The organism is Kitasatospora gansuensis (assembly GCF_014203705.1).
Taxonomy (GTDB): Bacteria; Actinomycetota; Actinomycetes; order Streptomycetales; family Streptomycetaceae; genus Kitasatospora; species Kitasatospora gansuensis.
In genome coordinates this window covers 5,581,835-5,603,066 of the sequence record NZ_JACHJR010000001.1, presented here as the reverse complement: position 1 = coordinate 5,603,066, position 21,232 = coordinate 5,581,835, and the positions used below count along the sequence as shown (strand labels likewise).

Below are 21,232 nucleotides of genomic sequence, written 5' to 3'. Positions count from 1 at the left end.
GTCCGCTAGGAGGGTGAACTTCGGCGCGGAATGCGGTGGCGGAGGGGCTGGATGCTCTACAGTTCCGATCGGATCTGTAGGCGTTTTCGCAGGTCAGTTGGTCCTTTTATGTGACGAACCGTCAATGACCGGGGGTGGGGCGGGTGGGACTCGAACCCACGACCAAGGGATTATGAGTCCCCTGCTCTAACCGGCTGAGCTACCGCCCCGGTTCGCCGTGCCCGCGGCCGGGAACGGCCTGAGCAGCAGCAGACGGCCCATCAGGGCCGTCCTCCGCAGCATAGCCGGTCGGTCCGTCATGGTGCTCGCCGGGGGCGCATCCGGGTGCGCGGGCCGTGCGCTCCCCGTCCGGGTGAGCTGCGGTGGGCGCCGGGTGGGCGGCCGCTGAAGACTGGAGGCTCGTCGGTCCGGTCGCGAGGGGCGGTGGTGGCGGTGCGCAGCAGGTGGGCGGCCGGTGTGGTGGTGCTCGGGCTGGCGGTGGCGGGCTGCGGGTCGGGGGCGGCGGCGCCGAGTGCGCCGAGCAGCAGCGCCGCGAGCAGCCAGAGCCTCCCGGCCGGTGCGGACCTGAGCAGCGCGAGTGCGGCCGCCGCCGCGCACGGGTGGAGCAAGGACCGGATCAAGGCCGCCATCGCCAAGCACGCGGGCACCACCCGCACCGCCAAGCCGACCCCGTTGAACGCCCTGGTCGGCGCGGTGTTCACGCACAACTCGGACGGCGACCACTTCTGCACCGCCAGCGTGGTCGACAGCGCCGGGCAGAACCTGATCGTGACGGCCGCGCACTGCGTCCATGACCCGCTCGCGGGCCAGCGCAGCGATCTGGTCTTCGTGCCCGGCTACCGGGACGGGGAGACGCCCAGCGGGGTCTGGCCGCTGGCCTCGATCACGGTCGACCAGAGCTGGACGGACGGCGGCAACCAGGACATGGACGTGGCGTTCGCGATCGTGAAGCCGCAGAACGGGCAGCAGGTGCAGCAGGTGCTCGGCGCCAACCGGCTGGGCGTCAACAAGGGGTACCAGCTGCCGGTGAAGGTGACGGGGTACCCGAGCAGCGGCGAGGTCCCGATCACCTGCGGCAACATGACCTCCGAGCAGAGCCCGACCCAGCTGCGGATCGCCTGCCCGGACTACACCGGCGGCACCAGCGGCAGCCCCTGGGTCACCGACTTCGACCCGAACACGAAGACGGGCACGGTGGTCGGCGTGATCGGCGGCTACCAGGAGGGCGGGGACACCCCCGACGTCTCGTACAGCAGCTACTTCGGCGACCAGGTGCAGGCGCTGTACAACCGCGCGACGGGGTAGCGCCGACCTGCAGGCTGGCGCTTCGGCGGCCCGGGCTGGTAGATCTTGCCGACAGGCACCCCCGGCAGCTGAGGACGGACCGCATGACACGCGTACGGCGGCACGGCGCTGCCCTCGGGCTGGCACTCGCGGTGCCGCTGGCACTGTCCGGCTGCACGCAGGCGCCCGCCGCCACCGCACCGGCGGCGGACGGCACGCCGTCCGCCAGGCCCGCACCGTCGAGCCCGATCGGGGACCGGATCGGCACCCTGTTCGTCGGCAGCGAGCACGGCCCCCGGGCCTGCACCGCGAGCGTGGTGGACAGCCCGCGGCGGAATCTGCTGGTGACCGCCGCGCACTGTGTGCAGCACCCGTCGTTCGGCCGGATGGACAATCTGCTGTTCGCCCCGGGGTACCGCAACGGGCAGCTGCCGTACGGGAGTTGGCGGGTGAGTCAGGTGGTGGTCGATCCGGGGTGGACGGACCGGGCGGACCCGGAGTACGACGTGGCGTTCCTCACCGTGGCGCCGGCCGGGGGGCGGGAGATCGCGGACGTGCTGGGCGGGTTCCGGCTCGGTACGGATCTGGGGTTCGGGCTGCCGGTGTCGGTCACCGGCTACCCGAACGAGGCCGAGGAGCCGATCACCTGCAGCAACCGGACCACCGAGCAGAGCAGCACCCAGGAGCGGTTCGACTGCCACGGCTACACCGACGGCACCAGCGGCAGTCCCTGGCTGACCGGGGCCGGTGAGGTGGTCGGCGTGATCGGCGGCTACCAGGAGGGCGGGGCCACCGAGCGGACCTCGTACAGCATCACCTTCGACCACCGGGTGAGTGAGCTCTACCACCGCGCCACGGCCTGACCGGGAAGAGCCCGGGACGGACCTGGGAAACACGAAGGCCCTTCGGCGATCCGAAGGGCCTTCGCTCTACGCAACTCACCTCAACTGCCGGTGAAGCTCCCCCAATTGGACTCGAACCAATAACCTGCCGATTAACAGTCGGCTGCTCTGCCAATTGAGCTATGGGGGAATGCATATCTGGTGGATCAGGTGGGAACCTTACCGCTCCCCCAATTGGACTCGAACCAATAACCTGCCGATTAACAGTCGGCTGCTCTGCCAATTGAGCTATGGGGGACCGAGCTTGCAACCGGGTCCGGATCGGTGATCCGGGCTTCGGCGCTCGCTGCGGGTCATACATTAGCGCACTCAGGGGGGTGGTCCGCCAATCGCTTTCGCCCCGGCCCTCCGGGAGGGACCGGAAGCACGGCCGGTCGGGGCTCCCCCGGCGCGCCCGGCGGGCGACCCGGGCGCCCGGCGGGGATGCTGGAGCCTGGCGGGCCCGGGTGCCTCGGGCCCGCCTTCTGCCGGGCGGTTCGCCGCCGGGCCGGACGGGTAGGGCACGCAGGGCAACGCGGCAGGGTCCGCAAGGAAGGGTGGAGACCGAGCATGTGGAAGCTGACGTTCGTCGTGGGGGTCGGGGTCGGTTACGTCCTGGGCGCCAAGGCAGGCCGCAAGCGTTACGAGCAGATCGCCGGGGCGGCCCGGCAGGTGGCGCAGAACCCCAAGGTGCAGGACGTGGCGGGCAAGGCCAAGCACCAGGCCGGTCTGGTGGCCGGGAAGGCGGCCGGCGCGGTGGCGGGCAAGGTCGGCGACCGGCTGCCGAACGCGCTCACCGACCGAGTCCCGTACCTCAGCGCCAAGGGCGCCGAGGACGACAGCTGGGGTACGTACCGCCCGTAGTGACAGGCGTCCGTACCGGGGATCCGGGCAGTGAGTGGGCAACACTTCGCCCGGTCGGCTCCGTCCGGGTGCCGAGCTGAGGCATGATCTCGACATGGCCATCGTTGCGGGCATCGACAGCTCCACCACTCGCACCCGGATCGTCGCGTGCGACGCCGACACCGGCGCCGTCCTGCGGGACGGTCGGGCACCGCATCCCGTGCCCGAGGGCGGCGACCCCCGGGCCACCGAGACCGACCCCCAGCTGTGGCTGCACTCGCTCGGCGAGGCGGCCACCGGGGGCCTGCTGGAGGGCGTCCGGGCGATCGGGGTCTCCGCCCAGCAGCACGGGCTGATCGGGCTGGACGCGGGCGGGGTGCTGGTCCGCCCGGCACTGCTGTGGAACGACCCGAGGTCGGCGGGGGCCGCCGCGCAGCTGATCGACGCGCTGGGCGGCCCCGAGCCGTGGGTGCGGGCGATCGGCTCGGTGCCCGCGCCGACCTACACGGTGGCCAAGCTGCGCTGGCTGGCCGAGTTCGAACCGGCCTCGGCCAAGCGGATCGCCGAGGTGCTGCTGCCGCACGACTGGCTGGTCTGGCAGCTGCTCGGCCACCCCAAGCGCCGGACCACCGACCGGGGCGACGCCTCCGGCACCGGGTACTGGTCACCGGTCACCGGCGAGTACCGTCAGGACCTGATCGAGCTCGCCCTCGGGCACCAGCTCCAGGTGCCGGACGTGCTGGGCCCGGCCGAGCCCGCCGGGCACACCCCCGAGGGCCTGCTGATCTCGGCCGGCACCGGCGACAACATGGCCGCCGCGCTCGGCCTCGGGCTCGGCCCCGGCGACGCGGTGGTCTCGCTCGGCGGCAACGGCACCGTCTTCGCGGTGCACGACCAGGCCGTGGTGGACGTCACCGGCGCGATCTCCTCGTTCGCCGACGCGACCGGCCGCCACCTGCCGATGGTCGGCACCCTGAACGCGGCCCAGGTGCTCCGCTCGATGGCCGGGCTGCTCGGCACCGACCTGGCCGGGCTGAGCGAGCTGGCCCTGCAGTCCTCCCCCGGCTCGTACGGCCTGGTGCTGCTGCCGTACCTGGACGGGGAGCGGACGCCCCGGCTGCCGCACGCCGCAGGCACCCTGACGGGCCTTCGGGCCGAGTCGATGACCCCTCAGCACCTGGCCAGGGCCGCCGTGGAGGGCATGCTCTGCAACGTCGCGGACGCGCTGGACGTGCTGCGCGACAACGGTGTGACGGTCCGTCGGGTCTTCCTGCTCGGCGCGGTCGGACGGCTGCCCGCCGTCCGGGACGCCGCTCCGCTGATCTTCGGCCTGCCCGTGGTGATACCGCCCGCCGGGGACCACGCCGCCCGGGGCGCCGCCCGGCAGGCCGCCTGGGCGCTGGCCGGCACGGCGGAGCCGCCGCAGTGGGAGCTGCCGGAGGCGGTCACCCTGGTCGCCGACAAGGACCACGACCTGGCGATCGGCAGCTCGGTCCGCCAGCAGTACCGGACGGTCCGGGACCAGGTGCACCCGGAACTGGCCGACTGAGCTCAGTCCAGGTAGGCCCGGAGCTGATCGGTGAAGGAGTGCGCGCGCAGGCGGCTCAGGGTCTTGGCCTCGATCTGCCGGATGCGTTCCCGGGTGACGCCGAACAGGTGGCCGATCTCCTCCAGCGTGCGCGGGTGCCCGTCGTCCAACCCGTAACGGAGCTGGACGACTTGACGCTCGCGCTCACCGAGGGTGGCCAGCACCGCGTCCAGGTGTTCGCGGAGCAGCAGGAAGGCGGCGGTCTCCACCGGCGAGGCCGCGTCGGCGTCCTCGATCAGGTCGCCGAGCGCGACCTCGTCCTCCTCCCCGACCGGGGTGTGCAGCGAGACCGGCTCCTGGGCCAGCCGGAGCACCTCCATCACCCTGGTCTCCGACAGCTCCAGCACCGCACCCACCTCGGCGGGGCTGGGCTCGGCGCCGCGCTCCTGCAGCAGGGTGCGCTGCACCCGGATCACCCGGTTGATCAGCTCCACGACGTGCACCGGCACCCGGATCGTCCTGGCCTGGTCGGCCAGCGCCCGGCTCATCGCCTGCCGGATCCACCAGGTGGCGTACGTGGAGAACTTGTAGCCGCGCGCGTAGTCGAACTTCTCCACCGCCCGGATCAGCCCGAGGTTCCCCTCCTGGACCAAGTCGAGCAGGGTCAGCCCGCGGCCGACGTACCGCTTGGCGACCGAGACCACCAGGCGGAGGTTGGCCTCGATCAGGCGGCGCTTGGCCCGCCGGCCGAGCAGCACCAGGTGCTCCAACTCCCGCCTCAGCGGCTCCTCCTGGCCCGGCCGGCCGAGCGCCTGCTCGGCGAACAGGCCCGCCTCGATCTGCCGGGCCAGCTCCACCTCCTCGACGGCGGTGAGCAGGCGGATCCGGCCGATCTCGCGCAGGTACTGCCGGAGCAGGTCGGCCGCCGGCCCGGACGACTCGGTGAACTCCGGCCCCACGACGGCCGGTTGTGCAGCGGAAAGGTCCACAGGCGCATCCCTCTCTCGGCCGACGCGCGGCTCGTGGGGGAACCGCGCCACAGCAAGGGGGTACCCGCATAGGCAGCTGATCAGCCATGTGAGACCAGGGGCTCGGGGAACTGCGAGGAGATCTGGCGCTCGGGTCACTGCGAAAGTGCCTGACCCGGTACGTACGTTGAACGCCCCTGAGGCTGGCGTCGCAGTTCCCCGAGCCCCTGGCTACCGCACCATGTGCCGACCTAGAGGCCCGCGGCGCCGTGGGTGCGGAGGGTCTGGGCGTACTGCTGGAGGGCCCAGAGTTCGCCCTGGACGGCGGTGAGTTGCTCCGGGGTGCCGCGGTTGCCCAGGCGTTGGAGCTGGGCGCGGACCTCGGCGATCCGGCGGTCGACCGCCTGCATGCGGAGCTTGACCAGGAACTCGCCCGCGTAGATGACGTCGGGGGCCCGCCGGGTGCGGATCGGCTCGACGGTCAACTCGGTGACCAGGGAGCGGACCTGGTCGTCGGGGCAGGCCTCGCGGACCGCGGAGGTGAAGTCCGGCAGGGTGGCCCCGTACGCGGCACCGCCGGCCTGCCGGATGGCCCGGCGGACGGCGGTGTACGGCGGGGTGGGGAACTCCTCGTCGCCGTAGTTGTCGAAGGCGGGGCTGACCAGGTCGGGGTGCTGGAGGGCGAGCTTGAGCAGCTCGCGCTCGACGAACTGGGCCGGGTCCTTGGGGTCCAGGCGGAACAGCGGGCGGACCGTCGGGGTCGGCTCGGGGGCGCCGGTGCGGCGCGGCTGCTGGCGCTGCTGCTGCGGGTTGTCGCGCTGCCAGCGGGCGAGCTGGGAGATCCGGCGGACCACGAACTGCTCGTCCAGGATGCCGAGCAGACCGGCCAGCTGGACGGCGTACTCGTGCTGGATCGAGCGGTCCTTGATCTTCGTGATGATCTTCGACGCCTCCTCCAGCGCCGCCGCCCGGCCCTCGGCGGTGTCCACCCGGTGGCGTTCGACGGCCGAGCGGAGGGCGAACTCGAAGAGCGGGACCGGATTCTCGATCAGCTCGCGGACCGCGTCGTCGCCCTTGGTGAGCCGCAGCTCGCACGGGTCCATACCGCCCGGGGTGATCGCGATGGAGGTGCGGGCGGCGAACTTCTGGTCGTCCTCGAAGGCCCGCAGCGCGGCCTTCTGCCCGGCGGCGTCGCCGTCGAAGGTGAAGACCGTCTCGCCCCGATACTGGGAGGTGTCCATCAGCAGCCGACGGATGATCTTGATGTGGTCCTCACCGAAGGAGGTGCCACAGGTGGCCACCGCGCTGGTGACGCCCGCGAGGTGACAGGCCATCACATCGGTGTAGCCCTCGACCACCACCGCCCGGCCGGACTTGGCGATCTCCTTCTTCGCCAGGTCGAGGCCGTACAGCACGTTGGACTTCTTGTAGATCGGCGTCTCGGGGGTGTTCAGGTACTTCGGCCCGTTGTCGTCCTCGCGCAGCCGGCGGGCGCCGAAGCCGATCACCTCGCCGGTGGTGTCCCGGATCGGCCAGACCAGTCGGCCCCGGAAGCGGTCGATCAGGCCGCCGCGCTGGCCCTGCGAGGCCAGGCCGCCGAGCAGGATCTCCTTGTCCGAGAAGCCCTTGCCGCGCAGGTAGCGGACCAGGTGCTCCCAGCCCACCGGGGCGTAGCCGACCCCGAAGTGCTTGGCCGCCTCGGCGTCGAAGCCGCGCTCGGCCAGGAAGGTGCGGCCGATCTCGGCCTCGGGCGTCTCCAGCTGCTCCTGGTACCAGTCGGCGGCGACCTTGTGGGCCTCGACCAGCCTGGTCCGCTCGCCCTTCTGGTGCCGGGGCGAGTAGCCGCCCTCCTCGTACCGCAGGGTGATGCCCGCCTGGGCGGCCATCCGCTCGACGGCCTCGGCGAAGGAGAAGTGCTCGATCTTCATCAGGAAGGTGATCGAGTCGCCGCTCTCGCCGCAGCCGAAGCAGTGGAAGACGCCCTTGCTCGGGTGCACGTAGAACGAGGCGGACTTCTCGTCGTGGAACGGGCAGACGCCCTTGAGCTGGACCCCGCCCCCGTTGGTCAGCTGGACGTAGTCGTTGACGACAGCGTCGATCGGCAGTGCGTTACGCACCGCTTGTACATCTTCGTCCCTGATCCGCCCGGCCACCCCGGAAGTCTACGGCCCCGGCGTGACAAGGCGGCCGTGCAGGGCGAGAGCGGAGGCGTCGGTGAGGGTGGCGATCTGGTCGATCACCGCGCGCAGCGCGGCCCGGTCGTCCTCGGCCTCCTCGTACAGCGCGGCGAACACCGGGTCGAGCCCGTACGGCGCGGTGCGGGTCAGCGTCTCGGCCAGCTCGGCGATCACGATCCGCTGCCGGGAGCGGAGCTGGGCCTGCTCGTCGCGCTGCATCACGTAGCGGACCGCGACGGCCTTGAGCACCGCGCACTCGATCCGCACCCCGGTCGGGACCACCAGCTCGGCGGCGTACCGGGTGAGCGGGCCCGGGCCGTAGCGGGCCCGGGTGGCCTGCTCGGCGGCCAGGCAGAACCGGCCGATCAGCTTGCTGGTCAGGTCCTTCAGCCCGGCCCTGGCGCGGGCCGAACCGTCGTACGCCCGGGGCCACCACTCCTCGGCCTGCAGCCGGTCCAGCGCGGCGCCGAACTCCTCGGGCTCGGCCTCGGCGTACCGCTCGGCGATCTTGAACAGCTCGGCCCGCTCCTCGGCGGAGCGCAGCGCGGCCAGGTCGATGTGGCCGGCCTGGATGCCGTCCTCGACGTCGTGGGTGGAGTACGCCACGTCGTCGGACCAGTCCATCACGGTGGCCTCGAAGCACTTCCGGTCGGCGGGCGCGCCGGTGCGCAGCCAGCGGAAGACCGGGAGGTCGTCGCCGTAGACCCCGTACTTGGTGGAGCCCGGGTCGGTCGGGTGCGCGCCGCGTGGCCACGGGTACTTGGTGGCGGCGTCCAGGGCGGCCCGGGTCAGGTTGAGACCGACGCTGCGGCCCGGCCAGGGGGCCAGCCGGGCCGGCTCCTCGTCCAGCGGGGCGAAGCGCTTGGGCTCCAGGCGGGTCAGGATCCGGAGCGACTGGGCGTTGCCCTCGAAGCCGCCGCAGGACTCGGCGGCCTGGTCGAGCGCCTCCTCGCCGGTGTGGCCGAACGGCGGGTGCCCGATGTCGTGAGCGAGGCAGCCGGTCTCCACCAGGTCGGGGTCGCAGCCCAGCGCCGCACCCAACTCCCGCCCCACCTGGGCGCATTCGAGTGAGTGGGTGAGCCGGGTACGGGGGAAGTCGCTGCGCATCGGGGCGACCACCTGGGTGGTGCCGGCCAGCCGGCGGAGCGCGGCGGAGTGCAGCACGCGGGCGCGGTCACGCTGGAACGCCGTCCGGCCGGGCCGCTTGTCGGGCTCGGGCACCCAGCGGGCTTCGGCGGCGGGGTCGTACGTGGTGTCGTTCATATACGAGCACCGTACGCCGGGGCGGGGACATTCTGGAGGAGGTGCGGGGTACGGGTTAACGAACGGTGTGCAACGCTCCTGAGGTTGGCGTCGCCGTTCCCCGAGCCCCTGCGGGGCTCGACAACCGGTAACGGGTGAGGATCAGGTCCACGATCGCGGGGTGCGCGCCCAACGGGGCGGCCGTGATCCAGGTGCCCGCGGCGGCGGCGAGGCGGGCGAAGTCGCCCGGGGCGGTGAAGTAGGAGGCGACGGCGACCCGGCGGTGGCCCTCGGCGGTGAGCCGGGCGACGGCCTCGGCGACCGAGCGGCCGCCGGTGACGGCGCCGGTGCGGACCGGGACGCCGAGGCGGGCGGCGAGCAGGGCGGCCTGGGTCTCGGTGTCGACGGCGGCGTCCGGGTCGCGGGAGCCGGCGGCGGCGAGCACCACGGCGTCGCCGTCCGGGCCCCAGCCGGCTTCGAGCAGGCGGCTGTGCAGGACGTCGGTGAGCAGCGGGTCGGGCCCGAGCGGCGGGGCGATCACCCCGGCCACCTGGGGGGCGGCGGCGAGCAGGGCGGGCAGGTCGACCTTGACGTGGTAGCCCCGGCTGAGCAGCAGCGGGACCAGCACGGCCGGGCCGCTCAGGCCGTCCAGCACCTCGGGGAGCAGCGGGCTGTTCAGGCCCAAGTGGGCGAGCCGTACGTCGAGTTCGGGGCGGGCGGCGCGCAGCACGGCCAGCAGGCGGTGGATCTCGGCCGACGTCTCCGGATCCCGAGAGCCGTGCGCGACCAGGACCAGGGCCGGGCGGCGGCGGGCGTGCAGCACCCGTACGGTGGGGGTCGTCGTCATGCGGACCAGCCTGCCCGTCGGCTGTTTCGGCCCCGTTGCCCGACCGTCACCATTGATGAACCCGTCCTCACAGCGGCCCGGGCGGCCCGGGAGAGGGCCGTGAACAGCAGCTGTAACCGGGCGGGCCCCGAACCGAAACAGCGCCGTAGCAAGCTGGCGGCCATGAGCGAGACTGCCACTGACACGCACTGCCCGTACTGCGCCCTGCAGTGCGGCATGGGCCTGCGCCGCACGGGGGGCGCAGTTCCGGTGGAGGTGGTGGAGCGACCCGGCTTCCCGGTCAACCTCGGCGCGCTGTGCGGCAAGGGATCGAACGCCGCCGCGGTGCTCGCGCCCGGCGCCCGGCTGACCACCCCGCTGGTGCGGGTGGACGGCGAGCTGCGCCCGGCGGGCTGGGGCGAGGCGCTGGACCGGATCGCCACCGAGCTGTCGGCCACCGCCGCCGCCCACGGACGGGACGCCGTGGGCGTGTTCGGCGGTGGCGGACTGACCAACGAGAAGGCTTACCTGCTGGGCAAGTTCGCCCGGGTGGTGCTGCGCACCTCGACCATCGACTACAACGGCCGGTTCTGCATGTCCTCGGCGGCGGCCGGCGGGATCAGGGCCTTCGGCCTGGACCGCGGGCTGCCCTTCCCGGTGGCGGACATCCCGAAGGCGGGCTGCGTGATCCTGGTCGGCGGGAACCCGGCCGAGACGATGCCGCCGTTCGTCCGCTACCTGCGCGAACTCCAGGACAACGGCGGCACGTTGATCGTGGTCGACCCGCGCCGGACCAGGACCGCCGAGCTGGCCGACCTGCACCTGGCGCCGCGCCCCGGCACCGACCTGGCGCTGGCCCTCGGCCTGCTGCACCTGGTGGTCGCGGACGGCCGCACCGACGAGGCGTTCATCGCCGAGCGCACCACCGGCTGGCCGGAGACCCGGGCGGCGGCGATGGCGCACTGGCCCGAGCACGTGGAGGCGGTCACCGGCGTGCCGCTGCCCCAACTGCGGGAGGCCGCCGGGATGTTCTGCGCCGCGGAGACCGCGATGGTGCTCACCGCGCGCGGCCCCGAGCAGCAGGCCAAGGGCACCGACACGGTGAGCGCCTGGATCAACCTCTGCCTGGCCACCGGCAACGCGGGCCGCCCGTACGCGGGTTACGGTTGCCTGACCGGCCAGGGCAACGGCCAGGGCGGCCGCGAGCACGGCCAGAAGGCCGACCAGCTGCCCGGCTACCGGAAGTTGGACGACCCGGCGGCCCGCGCGCACGTCGCGGCGGTCTGGGGCGTGCACCCCGACAGCCTGCCGGGCCCGGGCCCGAGCGCGTACGAGCTGCTGGACTCGCTCGGCACCTCGGTCCGCTCGCTGCTGCTGATGGGCTCCAATCCGGTGGTCTCCGCGCCGCACTCCACGCACATCGCCGAGCGGCTGCGCTCGCTGGACTTCCTGGCGGTCAGCGACGTGGTGCTCTCCGAGACGGCCGCGCTGGCGGACGTGGTGCTGCCGGTCACCCAGTGGGCCGAGGAGACCGGCACCCTGACCAACCTGGAGGGCCGGGTCATCCTGCGCCGCAAGGCGGTCGACGCTCCGCCGGGTGTCCGCAGCGACCTGGAGGTGCTGCACGCGCTGGCCGGACGGCTGGGCCACGGCGAGGGTTTCGACACCGACGCCGAGAAGGTCTTCGAGGAGCTGCGGCGGGCCTCCAGCGGCGGCGCGGCCGACTACGCGGGGATCAGCTACCGCCGGATCGCCGAGCAGGACGGGGTGTTCTGGCCCTGCCCGGACGGCGACCACCCGGGCACCCCCCGGCTGTTCCTGGACCGCTTCGCCACCCCGGACGGCCGGGCCAGGTTCACCCCGGTCCAGCACCGCCCGGCGGCCGAGGAGCCGGACGCCGAGTACCCGGTGCGGCTGACCACCGGACGGGTACTGGCCCAGTACCAGTCCGGCGCCCAGACCCGCCGGGTCGAGGCCCTGAACGCCGCCGCACCGGGCGCCTTCGTCGAGCTGCACCCGCAGCTGGCCGAGCGGCTCGGCGTGGCGGACGGGGACCGGGTCGCGGTGGTGAGCCGACGCGGACGGACCGTCACCCCCGCCCGGCTGACCACCGCGATCCGGCCCGACACCGTCTTCATGCCGTTCCACTGGCCCGGCGAGGCCAACGCCAACGTGCACACCAACCCGGCGCTGGACCCGACCTCCCGGATGCCGGAGTTCAAGGTCTGCGCCGTCCGGCTGGAGGCCGTCGCCTAGGGGCGGTCTCCCGATTCGCGTCGGATCAGCTCGCGGTGTTGGAGTGCGTGCATCGGCGGCGCCGAGGAGGGAGCCTGATGCAGCGCATCGGCGACCGACGAGAAGCCGGCGAGGTGCGTGCTCCGGCGCCGCGAGCCCGGCGGGAATCGGGAGACCGCCCCTAGACCACGGTCAGCACGATCTTGCCCTGGACCCGCCCGGTGTCCAGCAACTCGTGCGCCTTGGAGGCGAGTTCGAGCGGCACGACGGTGTCCAGCACCGGCCGCAGCTGCCCGGCCTCGACCAGCGCGACCAGCTCCCGCAGGCCGGCCTGATCGGCCTCGACGGCCATGAAGCCGGCCCGCTTGCCCAGCGGGCGGGCCTGCTCGGCCAGGTACGCCTCGGCCGGGGAGGCGAGCGAGACCAGGATGCCGCCCTCGCGCAGCGCCCGCAGCGAGCGGGGCCCGTACTCGCCGCCGATGGTGTCGATCACCACGTCCACCGGGCCGGTCGCGGTCTCGAAGTCGGCCTCGGTGTAGTCGATCAGCTCGTCCGCGCCGAGCCCGCGCAGGAAGTCGTGCTTGGCCGCCCGGGCGGTGCCGATCACGTACGCGCCGCGCGCCTTGGCGATCTGCACCGCGAGGTGGCCGACCCCGCCCGCGGCGGCGTGGATCAGCACCCGCTGCCCGGGCCGCACGTCGGCGGTGTCCACCAGGGCCTGCCAGGCGGTCATCCCGGTCAGCGGAAGGGCCGCCGCCTCGGTGTGGTCGAGCCCGGCGGGCTTGCGGACCAGGTGCCTGGCGGGCGAGGTGACGTACTCGGCGTACGTCCCGGCGACCGCCGGGTGGCGCGGCATACCGAACACCTCGTCGCCCACGGCCAGCGTGGTCACCCCGATGCCGACCGCCTCGACCACGCCGGAGACGTCCCAGCCGAGCCGGACGATCTCCTCCCGCAGGCCGCCGCTCCCCCGGTGCCACGAGTCGGTCGGGTTGACCCCGGCCGCGTGCACCCGCACCAGCACCTCGGCGACGCCGGGCTCCGGGCGCTCCACCTCGACGACCTTGAGCACCTCGGGGCCACCGAACTCGTCCTGACCGATCGCACGCATCGTCATCTCCGCTGCTCCTCAAGGGTTTTCGGCAGCCGCTCCGGCCGCCTGACACCAAGATCCCGCAGCATTGCGGGCGGAACGAGTGGCAAGATTGCCGATATCTGAAAGAATCCTGCCATGCATCGTGTCGTGGTCCTGGCCCTTGACGGCGTCTACCCCTTCGAACTGAGCATCCCGGTCCGGATCTTCGGCACCGCCGAGGACCCGGACGGCAAGCCGCTGTACGAGGTGGTCACCTGCAGCCTGGACGGCGGCCCGGTGAGCACCTCCGCCGACTTCGCCATCACCGTGCCGCACGGCGCCGAGGCGCTGCGGACCGCCGACACCGTGGTGATCCCGCCGTTCGCCTGCGGTCCGGACGGCCTGCTGGACTGGCTGCCCGACGACCTGGCGGCGGCACTGGCCCTGCTGCCCGCGCAGGCCAGGATCGTCTCGATCTGCACCGCCTCGTACGTGCTCGCCGCCGCCGGCCTGCTGGACGGCCGCCGGGCCACCACGCACTGGACCGAGGCCGCGCACTTCCAGCGCACCTTCCCGCAGATCGAGGTGGACGCCGACGTGCTGTTCGTCGACGACGGCCAGGTGCTGACGGCGGCCGGGGTCGGCGCCGGGGTCGACCTCTGCCTGCACCTGGTCCGGCGCGACCACGGCAGCGAGATCGCCAACCGGGTGGCCCGGCTCTGCGTGGTGCCGCCCTGGCGCGAGGGCGGGCAGGCCCAGTACATCGACCGCCCGCTGCCCGAACCCGCCACCGCGTCCACCGCCGCCACCCGGGTCTGGGCCCTGGAGCAGCTGCACCGCCCGCTCCCGCTGGCCGAGTTGGCCGAGCACGCCCGGATGAGCGTACGGACCTTCTGCCGCCGGTTCGGCGAGGAGGTCGGCATGCCGCCCGGCCAGTGGCTGACCCAGCGCCGGGTCGACCGGGCCCGCCGCCTGCTGGAGACCACCGATCTGCCGGTCGACCAGGTCGCCGCCGAGGCGGGCTTCGGCACCGCCGTCTCGCTCCGCCAGCACCTGACCGGCACCGTCGGAGTCTCCCCCACCGCCTACCGCACCGCCTTCCGCACCCGCGCGGCCGCCTAGCAGGGTGTTGTCCGCGGACAACACCCTCGGCGGGTGGGCCGAACAGAACGGACAATCATTGATATTTCGTACATTCCGGTCGTGTCGCGGGATCTGACGGCGCCTCAGGGGTTAACTCCCCCCATGACCGTGCAAAGTCCGTCCGACGACCGGGACAAGGTCGTCACCAGGCTCCCCCCGCAGCTCAGGCGCGAGCTGAAGATCCGGGCCGCGACCGTCGGCGTCGCCATCCAGGACGCCGTCACCCAGGGCATCCTGGCGTGGCGTCGGACCGCCGGACCGCTCACGCCCGTCGACACCACCCGCGGTACCTCCTTCTCCACCCACGTCCCCTCCGAGCTGTACCGGGGCTTCCGGGCGGACTGCTCCGAGCGGGGCATCCAGTACACCCAGGGCCTCGCCCAGTCGATCCGGCTCTGGCTCGACAGCCACCCGCTCCCCCAGCGTCGGCGGGCCGCCCTCGGCCCGCGCCGGATCGCGCTGGGCAACCAGAAGGGCGGCGTGGGCAAAACCGCGCTCGCCGCCGGGATCGCCGCCGCCCTCGCCGAGACGGGCTTCCGGGTCTGCCTAGTCGACTTCGACCCGCAGGGCCATCTGACCAAGCAGCTCGGCCACCGCCACGTCCCGATCAAGGGCTGCAGCCTCACCAAGGTCATGGTCGGGGAGGGCGAGCACGACCTGCGCAGCATCCTGATCCGGATCGACGGGGAGGGCCTCGGCGGCCGGCTGCACCTCCTGCCGGCCTGCACCGACGGCTTCCTGCTGGACGCCAAGCTGGTCACCTCGCGCACCGTCCGGGTCAAGGAGAGCGCCCTCGAGAAGGCGCTCGCCGACCTCGAGCGGGACTTCGACTTCGTCATCGTCGACTGCCCGCCCAGCCTCGGCTACGCCATGGACACCGCGCTCTACTACGTCCGCACCCGCGAAGCGGAGGACGCGGCCGACTCCGGCATCATCATCCCGGTCCAGGCGGAGGACTCCTCGGCCGACGCCTACGAGCTGCTCCGCGAGCAGATCGACTCGCTCTGCGACGACCTCGACATCGACATCGCCGACCTCGGCTTCATCGTCAACCTCTTCGACTCCCGCAAGGGCTTCGTCGTCAAATCCGCCCTGGAGGGCTGGGAGTCGATCGGCACGCCGCCGGTGCTCGCCGTCGTCCCCGACCTCAAGGACCAGCGCGAGGCCGTCCGGATGAAGCTCCCGCTGCTGACCCACGCGCCCGACAGTGAGCAGGCCGAGCTCATGCGCACGATCGCCCGGAGGATCGCCCCGTGACCAGCACCGCCGACCGCCTCGGCACCGGCGCCTTCGGCAGCCTCGGCCCCCGCGCCCCGCGCGGCTCCCGCAGTGAGCGGGGCCAGGCCAAGGCCGTCACCGAGGGCCTGATCCCCGCCTACGAGCTGCGCCGGCTCGAGCTGGCGAAGGTCGTACCGGCCGCCACCAACCCCCGGCTCGACTTCGGCAGCCACGACTCCCAGGTCGCGCTCGGGAACAGCCTCGCCCAGCGGCAGCTGACCGCCTGCGTGGCGGTCACCCGGGAGGCGTACCTGCGGCTGTGGCCGCTCATCGCGCCGCAGCTGGGCGCGGCCGAGTACGTCATCCTGAACGGTGAGCGCCGGTACCGGGCCGCCCTGCTGGTGGGTCTCGCGCAGCTCGACTTCGTGGTCCGGGACGACCTCGCGGCCAGCCGCGCGGACTTCATCGACAACCTCCTGCTGGAGAACGAGGACCGCGAGGACTTCAACGTCATCGAGCGGGCCCGGGGCGTCAAGCACCTGCTGGACGAGTGCGAGGGCAACGCCGCCGAGGTGGCCCGCCGCCGGGGCCGGGACCGCTCCTGGGTCGGGAACCAGATCGCCCTGCTCACCCTGCCCGAGGAGATCCAGCTGATGCTGATCGAGGGCCGGATGGCCGAGCGGTACGCCCGCCGGCTGGCCCGGGCCGTCAAGGAGGACGACTCCCTGACGGCCCGTGACCTGCTGGCCCTGGAAGCCAGGCTCAAGGGCGACGAGAAGGCCAGGCGGGAGAACGAACGGGCGCTGCTCGGCGTCGCCAAGGAACGGATGTTGTCCGCGGACAACACCGCCGGGAGCGGCCCCGTCCCCCGCCAGGGAAACAGCCCGACGCCGGGCGGGCCCTCGGCGGCCGAGCTGCTGGCCACGCTCGGTGCCACCCCGGCCGAGCAGGCCGCGACCCTCCGGCAGGGGCTGGACGACCAGACGTTCACCGCCTTGCTCGACGCCCTCTGCGCCCTGGCCTGACCCGGCATCAGAGCCGGCCCTCAGAGCCGGTCGAGGGCCTGCCCGAGCCGCTCCAGGGTGTCCGCCACCCGGCGGAACTCCGCCTCGCCGCCCAGGAGTTCGCTGAGCCGGGCGGCGAGCTCCGCGCGGCCCGGGGTGATCCGGCGGACGGCCGCGAGGCCCGCCTCGGTCGGGGCGGGCAGCTTGGCCCGGCGGTGTGCCGGGTTGGGGCGGTACTCGGCCAGGCCGTCCGCGACCAGCAGGTCGGCGATCCGCTGCACGCTCTGCCGGGAGATGCCCATCGTGGTCACCGGTCCGTCAGCCACCGTGCGGATCTCGAAGCCCGTGTGCGGCGGGCGGTGGCACATCGCGTTGCGCAGGTGGGCGACGGGTAGCCGCCCGAAGGGCTCACACCCTCCCGCCCGGCCGTTTGAGGTCGAAGTTCCGCCCGTGAAACAGCGCGGCCCCGGCCGGGTAACACCGCCGAATCATGCTCATCGGCATGACGGCAACCGATTCCCGAGTGGTCGTGGTCGGCGCAGGTATGGCCGGTCACCGACTCGCCCAGCAGCTCGCGCTGCACGGCGGGCGCGAGGTGCTGCTGCTCGCCGAGGAGGAGCACCGCCCGTACAACAGGGTGCTGCTCGCCGAGGTGCTGGCCGGGCGGTACGCGCCGGAGATCGCCGAGCTGGCCGCGCTGCCGGCGACGGTCGAGCGGCGCCGGGCCCGGGCGGTGCGGATCGACCGCGAGCAGCGCCGGGTGCTGTGCGACGACGGCGCGGAGCTCGGGTACGGCGACCTGGTGCTGGCCACCGGGAGCAACCCGGTGCTGCCCCCGCTGCGCGGCCTGTTCGACGACTCCCTCGCGGGCCGCGAACGCCACGAACTCCCCGCCGGGGTCTTCGCCTTCCGCACCATGGCGGACTGCGCCGACATCGACGCCCGGCTGCCCGGAACCCGGCAGGCCGTGGTGGTCGGCGGCGGACTGCTCGGGGTGAGCGCCGCCCGGGCGCTGGCCGCGCGCGGCATCCCGGTGGTGCTGGCCCACCAGGGCGAGCACCTGCTGGAGCGTCACCTCGACCCGGAGGCGGGCGAGCTGCTCCGGGCCCATCTGACCGAGCTGGGCGTCGAGGTGCACACCGAGTGCCGGGTCCGCTCGGTGCTCACCACCGACCGGGCCGTCACCGGGGTCGAACTGGCCGACGGCTTCCGGCTGGAGGCCGACCTGCTGGTCATCGCGGTCGGCGTCCGCCCCAGGACCGGACTGGCGCAGGCCGCCGGGATCAAGGTCCGCCGGGGCGTGCTGGTCGACGACCTGCTGCGCACCGACGACCCGCACATCCACGCGCTGGGCGACTGCGCCGAGCACGACGGCACCGTCTACGGTCTGGCCGGGCCCGCCTTCGAGCAGGCCGACGTGCTGGCCCAGGTGCTCACCGGCCGGCCGGCCGTCTACCGGGGCAGCCGGCTGCTCACCCGCCTCACGCTGGCCGCCACCCCCGCCCGGGGCCCGCTGGACATCGCCGCCTTCGGCGTCACCAGCCCCAGCCCCGAGGACCGGGTGGTCCGCCTCGCCGACGCCGGCCGGGGCAGCTACCGCAAGGTGATCGTCCGCCGGGACGAGACCGGCGACCGGCTGGTCGGCGGCGTCCTGCTCGGCGATCTCGACACCGTCGGGCAACTCGCCCACACCTGGGAGGGCGACGAGGCCCTCTCCGCCCACCCGCTCCACCTGCTCACCACCCGGAGCACAACCCCCGGAGGGCCCTCCCGATGACGACCAACCAGATGAAGGCCAGCCCGATGACCACCACCAAGCCCACCGTCGTCCTGGTCGGCTACGGCATGGTCGGCCACCGCTTCCTGGAAGCCCTGGCCGACACCGGTGCCGCCGACCGCTTCCGCGTCGTCGTGCTCGCCGAGGAGCCCCGCCCGGCCTACGACCGGGTCGCGCTGACCTCGTACTTCTCGGGCAGGACCCCGGAGGACCTGCTGCTCGGCGAGCCCGGCTTCCTGGACGCCCACGGCTTCGAGCTGCACCTGAACTCGCCGGTCACCGAGGTCGACCGGGCCGGACGGACCGTCACCACCGCCGCCGGGCACACCGTGGCGTACGACACCCTGGTGCTGGCCACCGGCTCGTACCCCTTCGTCCCGCCGGTCCAGGGCAAGGACGCCGACGGCTGCTTCGTCTACCGCACCATCGAGGACCTGCACGCGATCGAGGCGTACGCGGCGGACCGCAAGGTCGGCGCGGTGGTCGGCGGCGGGCTGCTCGGTCTGGAGGCGGCCGGTGCGCTCAAGGGCCTCGGGCTGGAGACCCACGTGGTGGAGTTCGCGCCGCGCCTGATGCCCGTCCAGGTGGACGAGGGCGGCGGCGAAGCGCTGCGGCGGACCATCGAGGAGATGGGCGTCACCGTCCACACCGGGGTCGGCACCAACGCGATCGTGGTCACCGAGGGCGCCGCCAGCGGGATGACCTTCACCAACGGCGAGCAGATCGACACCGACCTGGTGGTCTTCTCGGCCGGCGTCCGCCCGCGCGACCAGCTGGCCAGGGACTGCGGTCTGACGGTCGGTGAGCGCGGCGGCATCGCGGTCGACGCGCTCTGCCGCACCTCCGACGAGGCCGTCTACGCGATCGGCGAGTGCGCCCTCGCGGTGGACGGCCGGGTCTACGGCCTGGTCGCTCCGGGCTACGAGATGGCCACCACCGTCGCGCACCAGCTCGCCGGGCAGGCCGCCAAGGAGTTCACCGGCGCCGACCTCTCCACCAAGCTCAAGCTGCTCGGCGTGGACGTGGCCAGCTTCGGCGACGCCTTCGGCACCACCCCGGGCGCGCTCGACGTGGTCTACTCCGACTCCCGCTCCGGCATCTACAAGAAGCTGGTGGTCACCGCCGAGGGCGCGCTGCTCGGCGGCATCCTGGTCGGCGACGCGGAGGCGTACTCCTCGCTCCGCCCGCTGACCGGCACCGGCACCCCGCTGCCCGTCCCGGCCGAGTCCCTGGTGCTCCCGGCCGGCCTGGGCGCACCGGTCTCGCTCGGCAGCTCGGCGCTGCCCGACGACGCGGTGGTCTGCAACTGCCACAACGTCACCAAGGGCGCCGTCCGGGCGGCGGTGACGGACCACCAGTGCGGCACCGTGCCCGAGGTAAAGAAGTGCACCAAGGCTGGCACCGGCTGCGGCTCCTGCCTCAAGCTGCTCTCCACCATCGTCACCGACGAGCTGGAGGCCAGCGGCGTCGAGGTCGACAAGGGCCTCTGCCCCTGCTTCGCGCACACCCGCGCCGAGCTGTACGAGATCGTCCGGGTGAAGCGGATCGCGACGCACCGTCAGCTGCTCGCCGAGCACGGCCGGCTGGCGGGCGAGGGCTGCGAGGTCTGCAAGCCCACCGTCGGCTCGATCATCGCCTCGCTGGCCCCCGAGCTGGCCGCCTCCGGGCACATCCTGGACGGCGAGCAGGCCGCGCTCCAGGACACCAACGACCACTTCCTGGCCAACCTCCAGCGGAACGGCTCCTACTCGGTCGTCCCGCGCATCCCGGGCGGCGAGATCACCCCCGAGAAGCTGATCGTGATCGGTGAGGTGGCCCGGGACTTCGGGCTCTACACCAAGATCACCGGCGGCCAGCGGATCGACCTGTTCGGCGCGGCCGTCGACCAGCTGCCGCTGATCTGGGCCCGCCTGGTGGCGGCCGGCTTCGAGTCAGGACACGCGTACGGGAAGTCGCTGCGCACCGTCAAGTCCTGCGTCGGGTCCACCTGGTGCCGGTACGGCGTGCAGGACTCGGTGGCGATGGCGATCCACCTGGAGCTGCGCTACCGGGGCCTGCGCTCGCCGCACAAGCTCAAGTCGGCGGTCTCCGGCTGCGCCCGCGAGTGCGCCGAGGCCCGGGGCAAGGACTTCGGCGTGATCGCCACCTCGAACGGCTGGAACCTGTACGTCGGCGGCAACGGCGGTGCCACCCCCCGGCACGCCGACCTGCTGGCCCAGGACCTCACCGACGAGGAACTGATCCGGCTGATCGACCGCTTCCTGATGTTCTACATCCGCACCGCCGACCGCCTGGAGCGCACCTCCGCCTGGCTGGAGCGGATCGACGGCGGCCTGGAGCACGTCCGGCAGGTGGTGGTCGAGGACAGCCTCGGCCTCGCCGCCGACCTGGAGGCCCTGATGGCCAATCACGTGACGGACTACCAGGACGAGTGGGCCGCCACCCTGGCCGACCAGGACCGTCTGCAGCGCTTCGTCTCCTTCGTCAACGCCCCCGGCGTGCCGGACCCGAGCATCCGGTTCACCCCCGAGCGCGACCAGGTCAAGCCCGACCTCGGCGTGCTGGCCACCGCCGAGGACCTGCTCGCCACCCTCTCCGCCGACCTCCTGGAGATCCGATGACCACCGTCACCGCCACCGCCCGGGTCGAACTGCAGACCCCCGAGGGCTGGGTCGCGGTCTGCGACCGCGACCGCCTCACCCCGGGCCGGGGAGTCGCCGTCCTGCTCCCGGACGGCAGCCAGGCCGCGGTCTTCACCGACCGGCAGGGCACCCTCTACGCGGTCGCCAACCGGGACCCGTTCACCGGCGCCTACGTACTCTCCCGGGGCCTGCTCGGCTCCACCGCCGAGGGCCGGGTGTACGTCGCCTCGCCGCTGCTCAAGCAGCGGTTCGACCTCAGCACCGGCGAGTGCCTGGACGACCCGGCGGTCGCGATCGCCGTGCACACCGTCCGGCTGGGCTGAGCCCGCCTCAGACTCCGGTGGCCGTGGACAACGCCCTGATCCACGGCCACCGGGCCCGCCGTCACA

The 21,232-nt window shown here is 73.1% G+C and carries 16 protein-coding genes, 3 tRNA genes and 1 pseudogene; 11 read left to right on the top strand and 9 right to left on the bottom strand.

What is annotated here, in order from left to right; translation table 11 throughout:
• Window positions 1-135 precede the first annotated feature (135 nt).
• Window positions 136-209, bottom strand: a tRNA-Ile gene (locus F4556_RS25035).
• 223 nt (window positions 210-432) lie between these two features.
• Between F4556_RS25035 and F4556_RS25030 the strand changes: the two genes are divergently transcribed.
• Window positions 433-1,305: a trypsin-like serine peptidase gene (locus F4556_RS25030; RefSeq protein ID WP_184919787.1), complete on the top strand. Its 873-nt coding sequence runs from the start codon at window positions 433-435 to the stop codon at window positions 1,303-1,305.
• A gap of 83 nt (window positions 1,306-1,388) precedes the next feature.
• The gene (locus F4556_RS25025) at window positions 1,389-2,147 is read left to right on the top strand and encodes a trypsin-like serine peptidase (protein ID WP_184919785.1); all 759 of its coding nucleotides are present in this window, start codon (window positions 1,389-1,391) and stop codon (window positions 2,145-2,147) included.
• A gap of 96 nt (window positions 2,148-2,243) precedes the next feature.
• On the opposite strand, the gene F4556_RS25020 is transcribed toward F4556_RS25025, so the two are convergent.
• Together F4556_RS25020 and F4556_RS25015 are read right to left on the bottom strand one after the other, a co-directional pair.
• Window positions 2,244-2,316, bottom strand: a tRNA-Asn gene (locus tag F4556_RS25020).
• A gap of 35 nt (window positions 2,317-2,351) precedes the next feature.
• Window positions 2,352-2,424: transfer RNA gene (locus F4556_RS25015), tRNA-Asn, on the bottom strand.
• A gap of 311 nt (window positions 2,425-2,735) precedes the next feature.
• Here F4556_RS25015 and F4556_RS25010 point away from each other — a divergent pair.
• On the top strand, window positions 2,736-3,029 hold the full coding sequence (locus tag F4556_RS25010; protein ID WP_184919783.1) for a hypothetical protein: 294 nt from the start codon (window positions 2,736-2,738) through the stop codon (window positions 3,027-3,029).
• Between the two features lie 94 nt (window positions 3,030-3,123).
• The gene (locus F4556_RS25005) at window positions 3,124-4,557 is read left to right on the top strand and encodes an FGGY family carbohydrate kinase (protein ID WP_184919781.1); all 1,434 of its coding nucleotides are present in this window, start codon (window positions 3,124-3,126) and stop codon (window positions 4,555-4,557) included.
• A 2-nt stretch (window positions 4,558-4,559) separates the two neighbouring features.
• Here the strand turns inward: F4556_RS25005 and F4556_RS25000 are convergent, their stop codons facing one another.
• From F4556_RS25000 to F4556_RS24985, 4 genes are all read right to left on the bottom strand, one after another.
• Window positions 4,560-5,663 (bottom strand): RNA polymerase sigma factor, encoded by a 1,104-nt coding sequence (locus tag F4556_RS25000; protein ID WP_376775746.1) that lies wholly within the window; start codon window positions 5,661-5,663, stop codon window positions 4,560-4,562.
• Window positions 5,664-5,755: 92 nt separating this feature from the next.
• Complete coding sequence (gene dnaG / locus F4556_RS24995; protein ID WP_184919777.1) at window positions 5,756-7,657, bottom strand: DNA primase; 1,902 nt, start codon at window positions 7,655-7,657, stop codon at window positions 5,756-5,758.
• A gap of 9 nt (window positions 7,658-7,666) precedes the next feature.
• A complete protein-coding gene (locus F4556_RS24990) occupies window positions 7,667-8,944 on the bottom strand; it encodes a deoxyguanosinetriphosphate triphosphohydrolase (protein WP_184919775.1) in 1,278 nt (425 codons plus the stop codon).
• A 55-nt stretch (window positions 8,945-8,999) separates the two neighbouring features.
• A complete protein-coding gene (locus F4556_RS24985) occupies window positions 9,000-9,770 on the bottom strand; it encodes a sirohydrochlorin chelatase (protein WP_184919773.1) in 771 nt (256 codons plus the stop codon).
• A 162-nt stretch (window positions 9,771-9,932) separates the two neighbouring features.
• Between F4556_RS24985 and F4556_RS24980 the strand changes: the two genes are divergently transcribed.
• Window positions 9,933-12,005, top strand: a complete 2,073-nt coding sequence (locus tag F4556_RS24980; protein WP_184919771.1) for a molybdopterin oxidoreductase family protein — start codon at window positions 9,933-9,935, stop codon at window positions 12,003-12,005.
• A 160-nt stretch (window positions 12,006-12,165) separates the two neighbouring features.
• Here F4556_RS24980 and F4556_RS24975 read toward each other — a convergent pair whose 3' ends face one another.
• On the bottom strand, window positions 12,166-13,095 hold the full coding sequence (locus tag F4556_RS24975) for an NADP-dependent oxidoreductase (RefSeq protein WP_184925126.1): 930 nt from the start codon (window positions 13,093-13,095) through the stop codon (window positions 12,166-12,168).
• Window positions 13,096-13,215: 120 nt separating this feature from the next.
• Between F4556_RS24975 and F4556_RS24970 the strand changes: the two genes are divergently transcribed.
• The 3 genes from F4556_RS24970 (at window position 13,216) to F4556_RS24960 (ending at window position 16,445) form a co-directional block, all read left to right on the top strand.
• Entirely contained in the window at window positions 13,216-14,181 is a 966-nt protein-coding gene (locus F4556_RS24970; protein WP_184919769.1) for a GlxA family transcriptional regulator, read from the top strand.
• Window positions 14,182-14,304: 123 nt separating this feature from the next.
• Window positions 14,305-15,459, top strand: a complete 1,155-nt coding sequence (locus F4556_RS24965; protein ID WP_184919767.1) for a ParA family protein — start codon at window positions 14,305-14,307, stop codon at window positions 15,457-15,459.
• Entirely contained in the window at window positions 15,456-16,445 is a 990-nt protein-coding gene (locus F4556_RS24960; RefSeq protein WP_184919765.1) for a ParB/RepB/Spo0J family partition protein, read from the top strand. Before F4556_RS24965 ends, F4556_RS24960 begins: the two co-directional genes overlap by 4 nt.
• A gap of 20 nt (window positions 16,446-16,465) precedes the next feature.
• Here F4556_RS24960 and F4556_RS24955 read toward each other — a convergent pair.
• Window positions 16,466-16,741 (bottom strand): annotated as a pseudogene (locus F4556_RS24955) (MarR family winged helix-turn-helix transcriptional regulator); the annotation flags it as partial.
• Between the two features lie 185 nt (window positions 16,742-16,926).
• On the opposite strand from F4556_RS24955, the gene F4556_RS24950 reads away from it, so the two are divergent.
• Genes F4556_RS24950 through nirD form a run of 3 tightly spaced genes read left to right on the top strand, consistent with a single transcriptional unit; the run spans window position 16,927 to window position 21,166 of the window.
• Window positions 16,927-18,201 (top strand): NAD(P)/FAD-dependent oxidoreductase, encoded by a 1,275-nt coding sequence (locus F4556_RS24950; RefSeq protein ID WP_184919761.1) that lies wholly within the window; start codon window positions 16,927-16,929, stop codon window positions 18,199-18,201.
• The gene (nirB, locus tag F4556_RS24945; protein WP_246511080.1) at window positions 18,198-20,822 is read left to right on the top strand and encodes a nitrite reductase large subunit NirB; all 2,625 of its coding nucleotides are present in this window, start codon (window positions 18,198-18,200) and stop codon (window positions 20,820-20,822) included. The genes F4556_RS24950 and nirB overlap by 4 nt, the downstream gene beginning before the upstream one ends.
• Window positions 20,819-21,166, top strand: coding sequence for a nitrite reductase small subunit NirD (nirD, locus tag F4556_RS24940; protein ID WP_184919759.1), 348 nt, complete (start codon window positions 20,819-20,821; stop codon window positions 21,164-21,166). Before nirB ends, nirD begins: the two co-directional genes overlap by 4 nt.
• Window positions 21,167-21,232: the final 66 nt, after the last annotated feature.

Coding starts and splice junctions, on each gene's coding strand:
- F4556_RS25025 (WP_184919785.1), top strand. CDS start 1,389: ATGACACGCGTACGGCGGCACGGCGCTGCCCTCGGGCTGGCACTCGCG.
- F4556_RS25010 (WP_184919783.1), top strand. CDS start 2,736: ATGTGGAAGCTGACGTTCGTCGTGGGGGTCGGGGTCGGTTACGTCCTG.
- F4556_RS25005 (WP_184919781.1), top strand. CDS start 3,124: ATGGCCATCGTTGCGGGCATCGACAGCTCCACCACTCGCACCCGGATC.
- F4556_RS24990 (WP_184919775.1), bottom strand. CDS start 8,944: ATGAACGACACCACGTACGACCCCGCCGCCGAAGCCCGCTGGGTGCCC.
- F4556_RS24985 (WP_184919773.1), bottom strand. CDS start 9,770: ATGACGACGACCCCCACCGTACGGGTGCTGCACGCCCGCCGCCGCCCG.
- F4556_RS24980 (WP_184919771.1), top strand. CDS start 9,933: ATGAGCGAGACTGCCACTGACACGCACTGCCCGTACTGCGCCCTGCAG.
- F4556_RS24975 (WP_184925126.1), bottom strand. CDS start 13,095: ATGCGTGCGATCGGTCAGGACGAGTTCGGTGGCCCCGAGGTGCTCAAG.
- F4556_RS24970 (WP_184919769.1), top strand. CDS start 13,216: ATGCATCGTGTCGTGGTCCTGGCCCTTGACGGCGTCTACCCCTTCGAA.
- F4556_RS24965 (WP_184919767.1), top strand. CDS start 14,305: ATGACCGTGCAAAGTCCGTCCGACGACCGGGACAAGGTCGTCACCAGG.
- F4556_RS24950 (WP_184919761.1), top strand. CDS start 16,927: ATGACGGCAACCGATTCCCGAGTGGTCGTGGTCGGCGCAGGTATGGCC.
- nirB (WP_246511080.1), top strand. CDS start 18,198: ATGACGACCAACCAGATGAAGGCCAGCCCGATGACCACCACCAAGCCC.
- nirD (WP_184919759.1), top strand. CDS start 20,819: ATGACCACCGTCACCGCCACCGCCCGGGTCGAACTGCAGACCCCCGAG.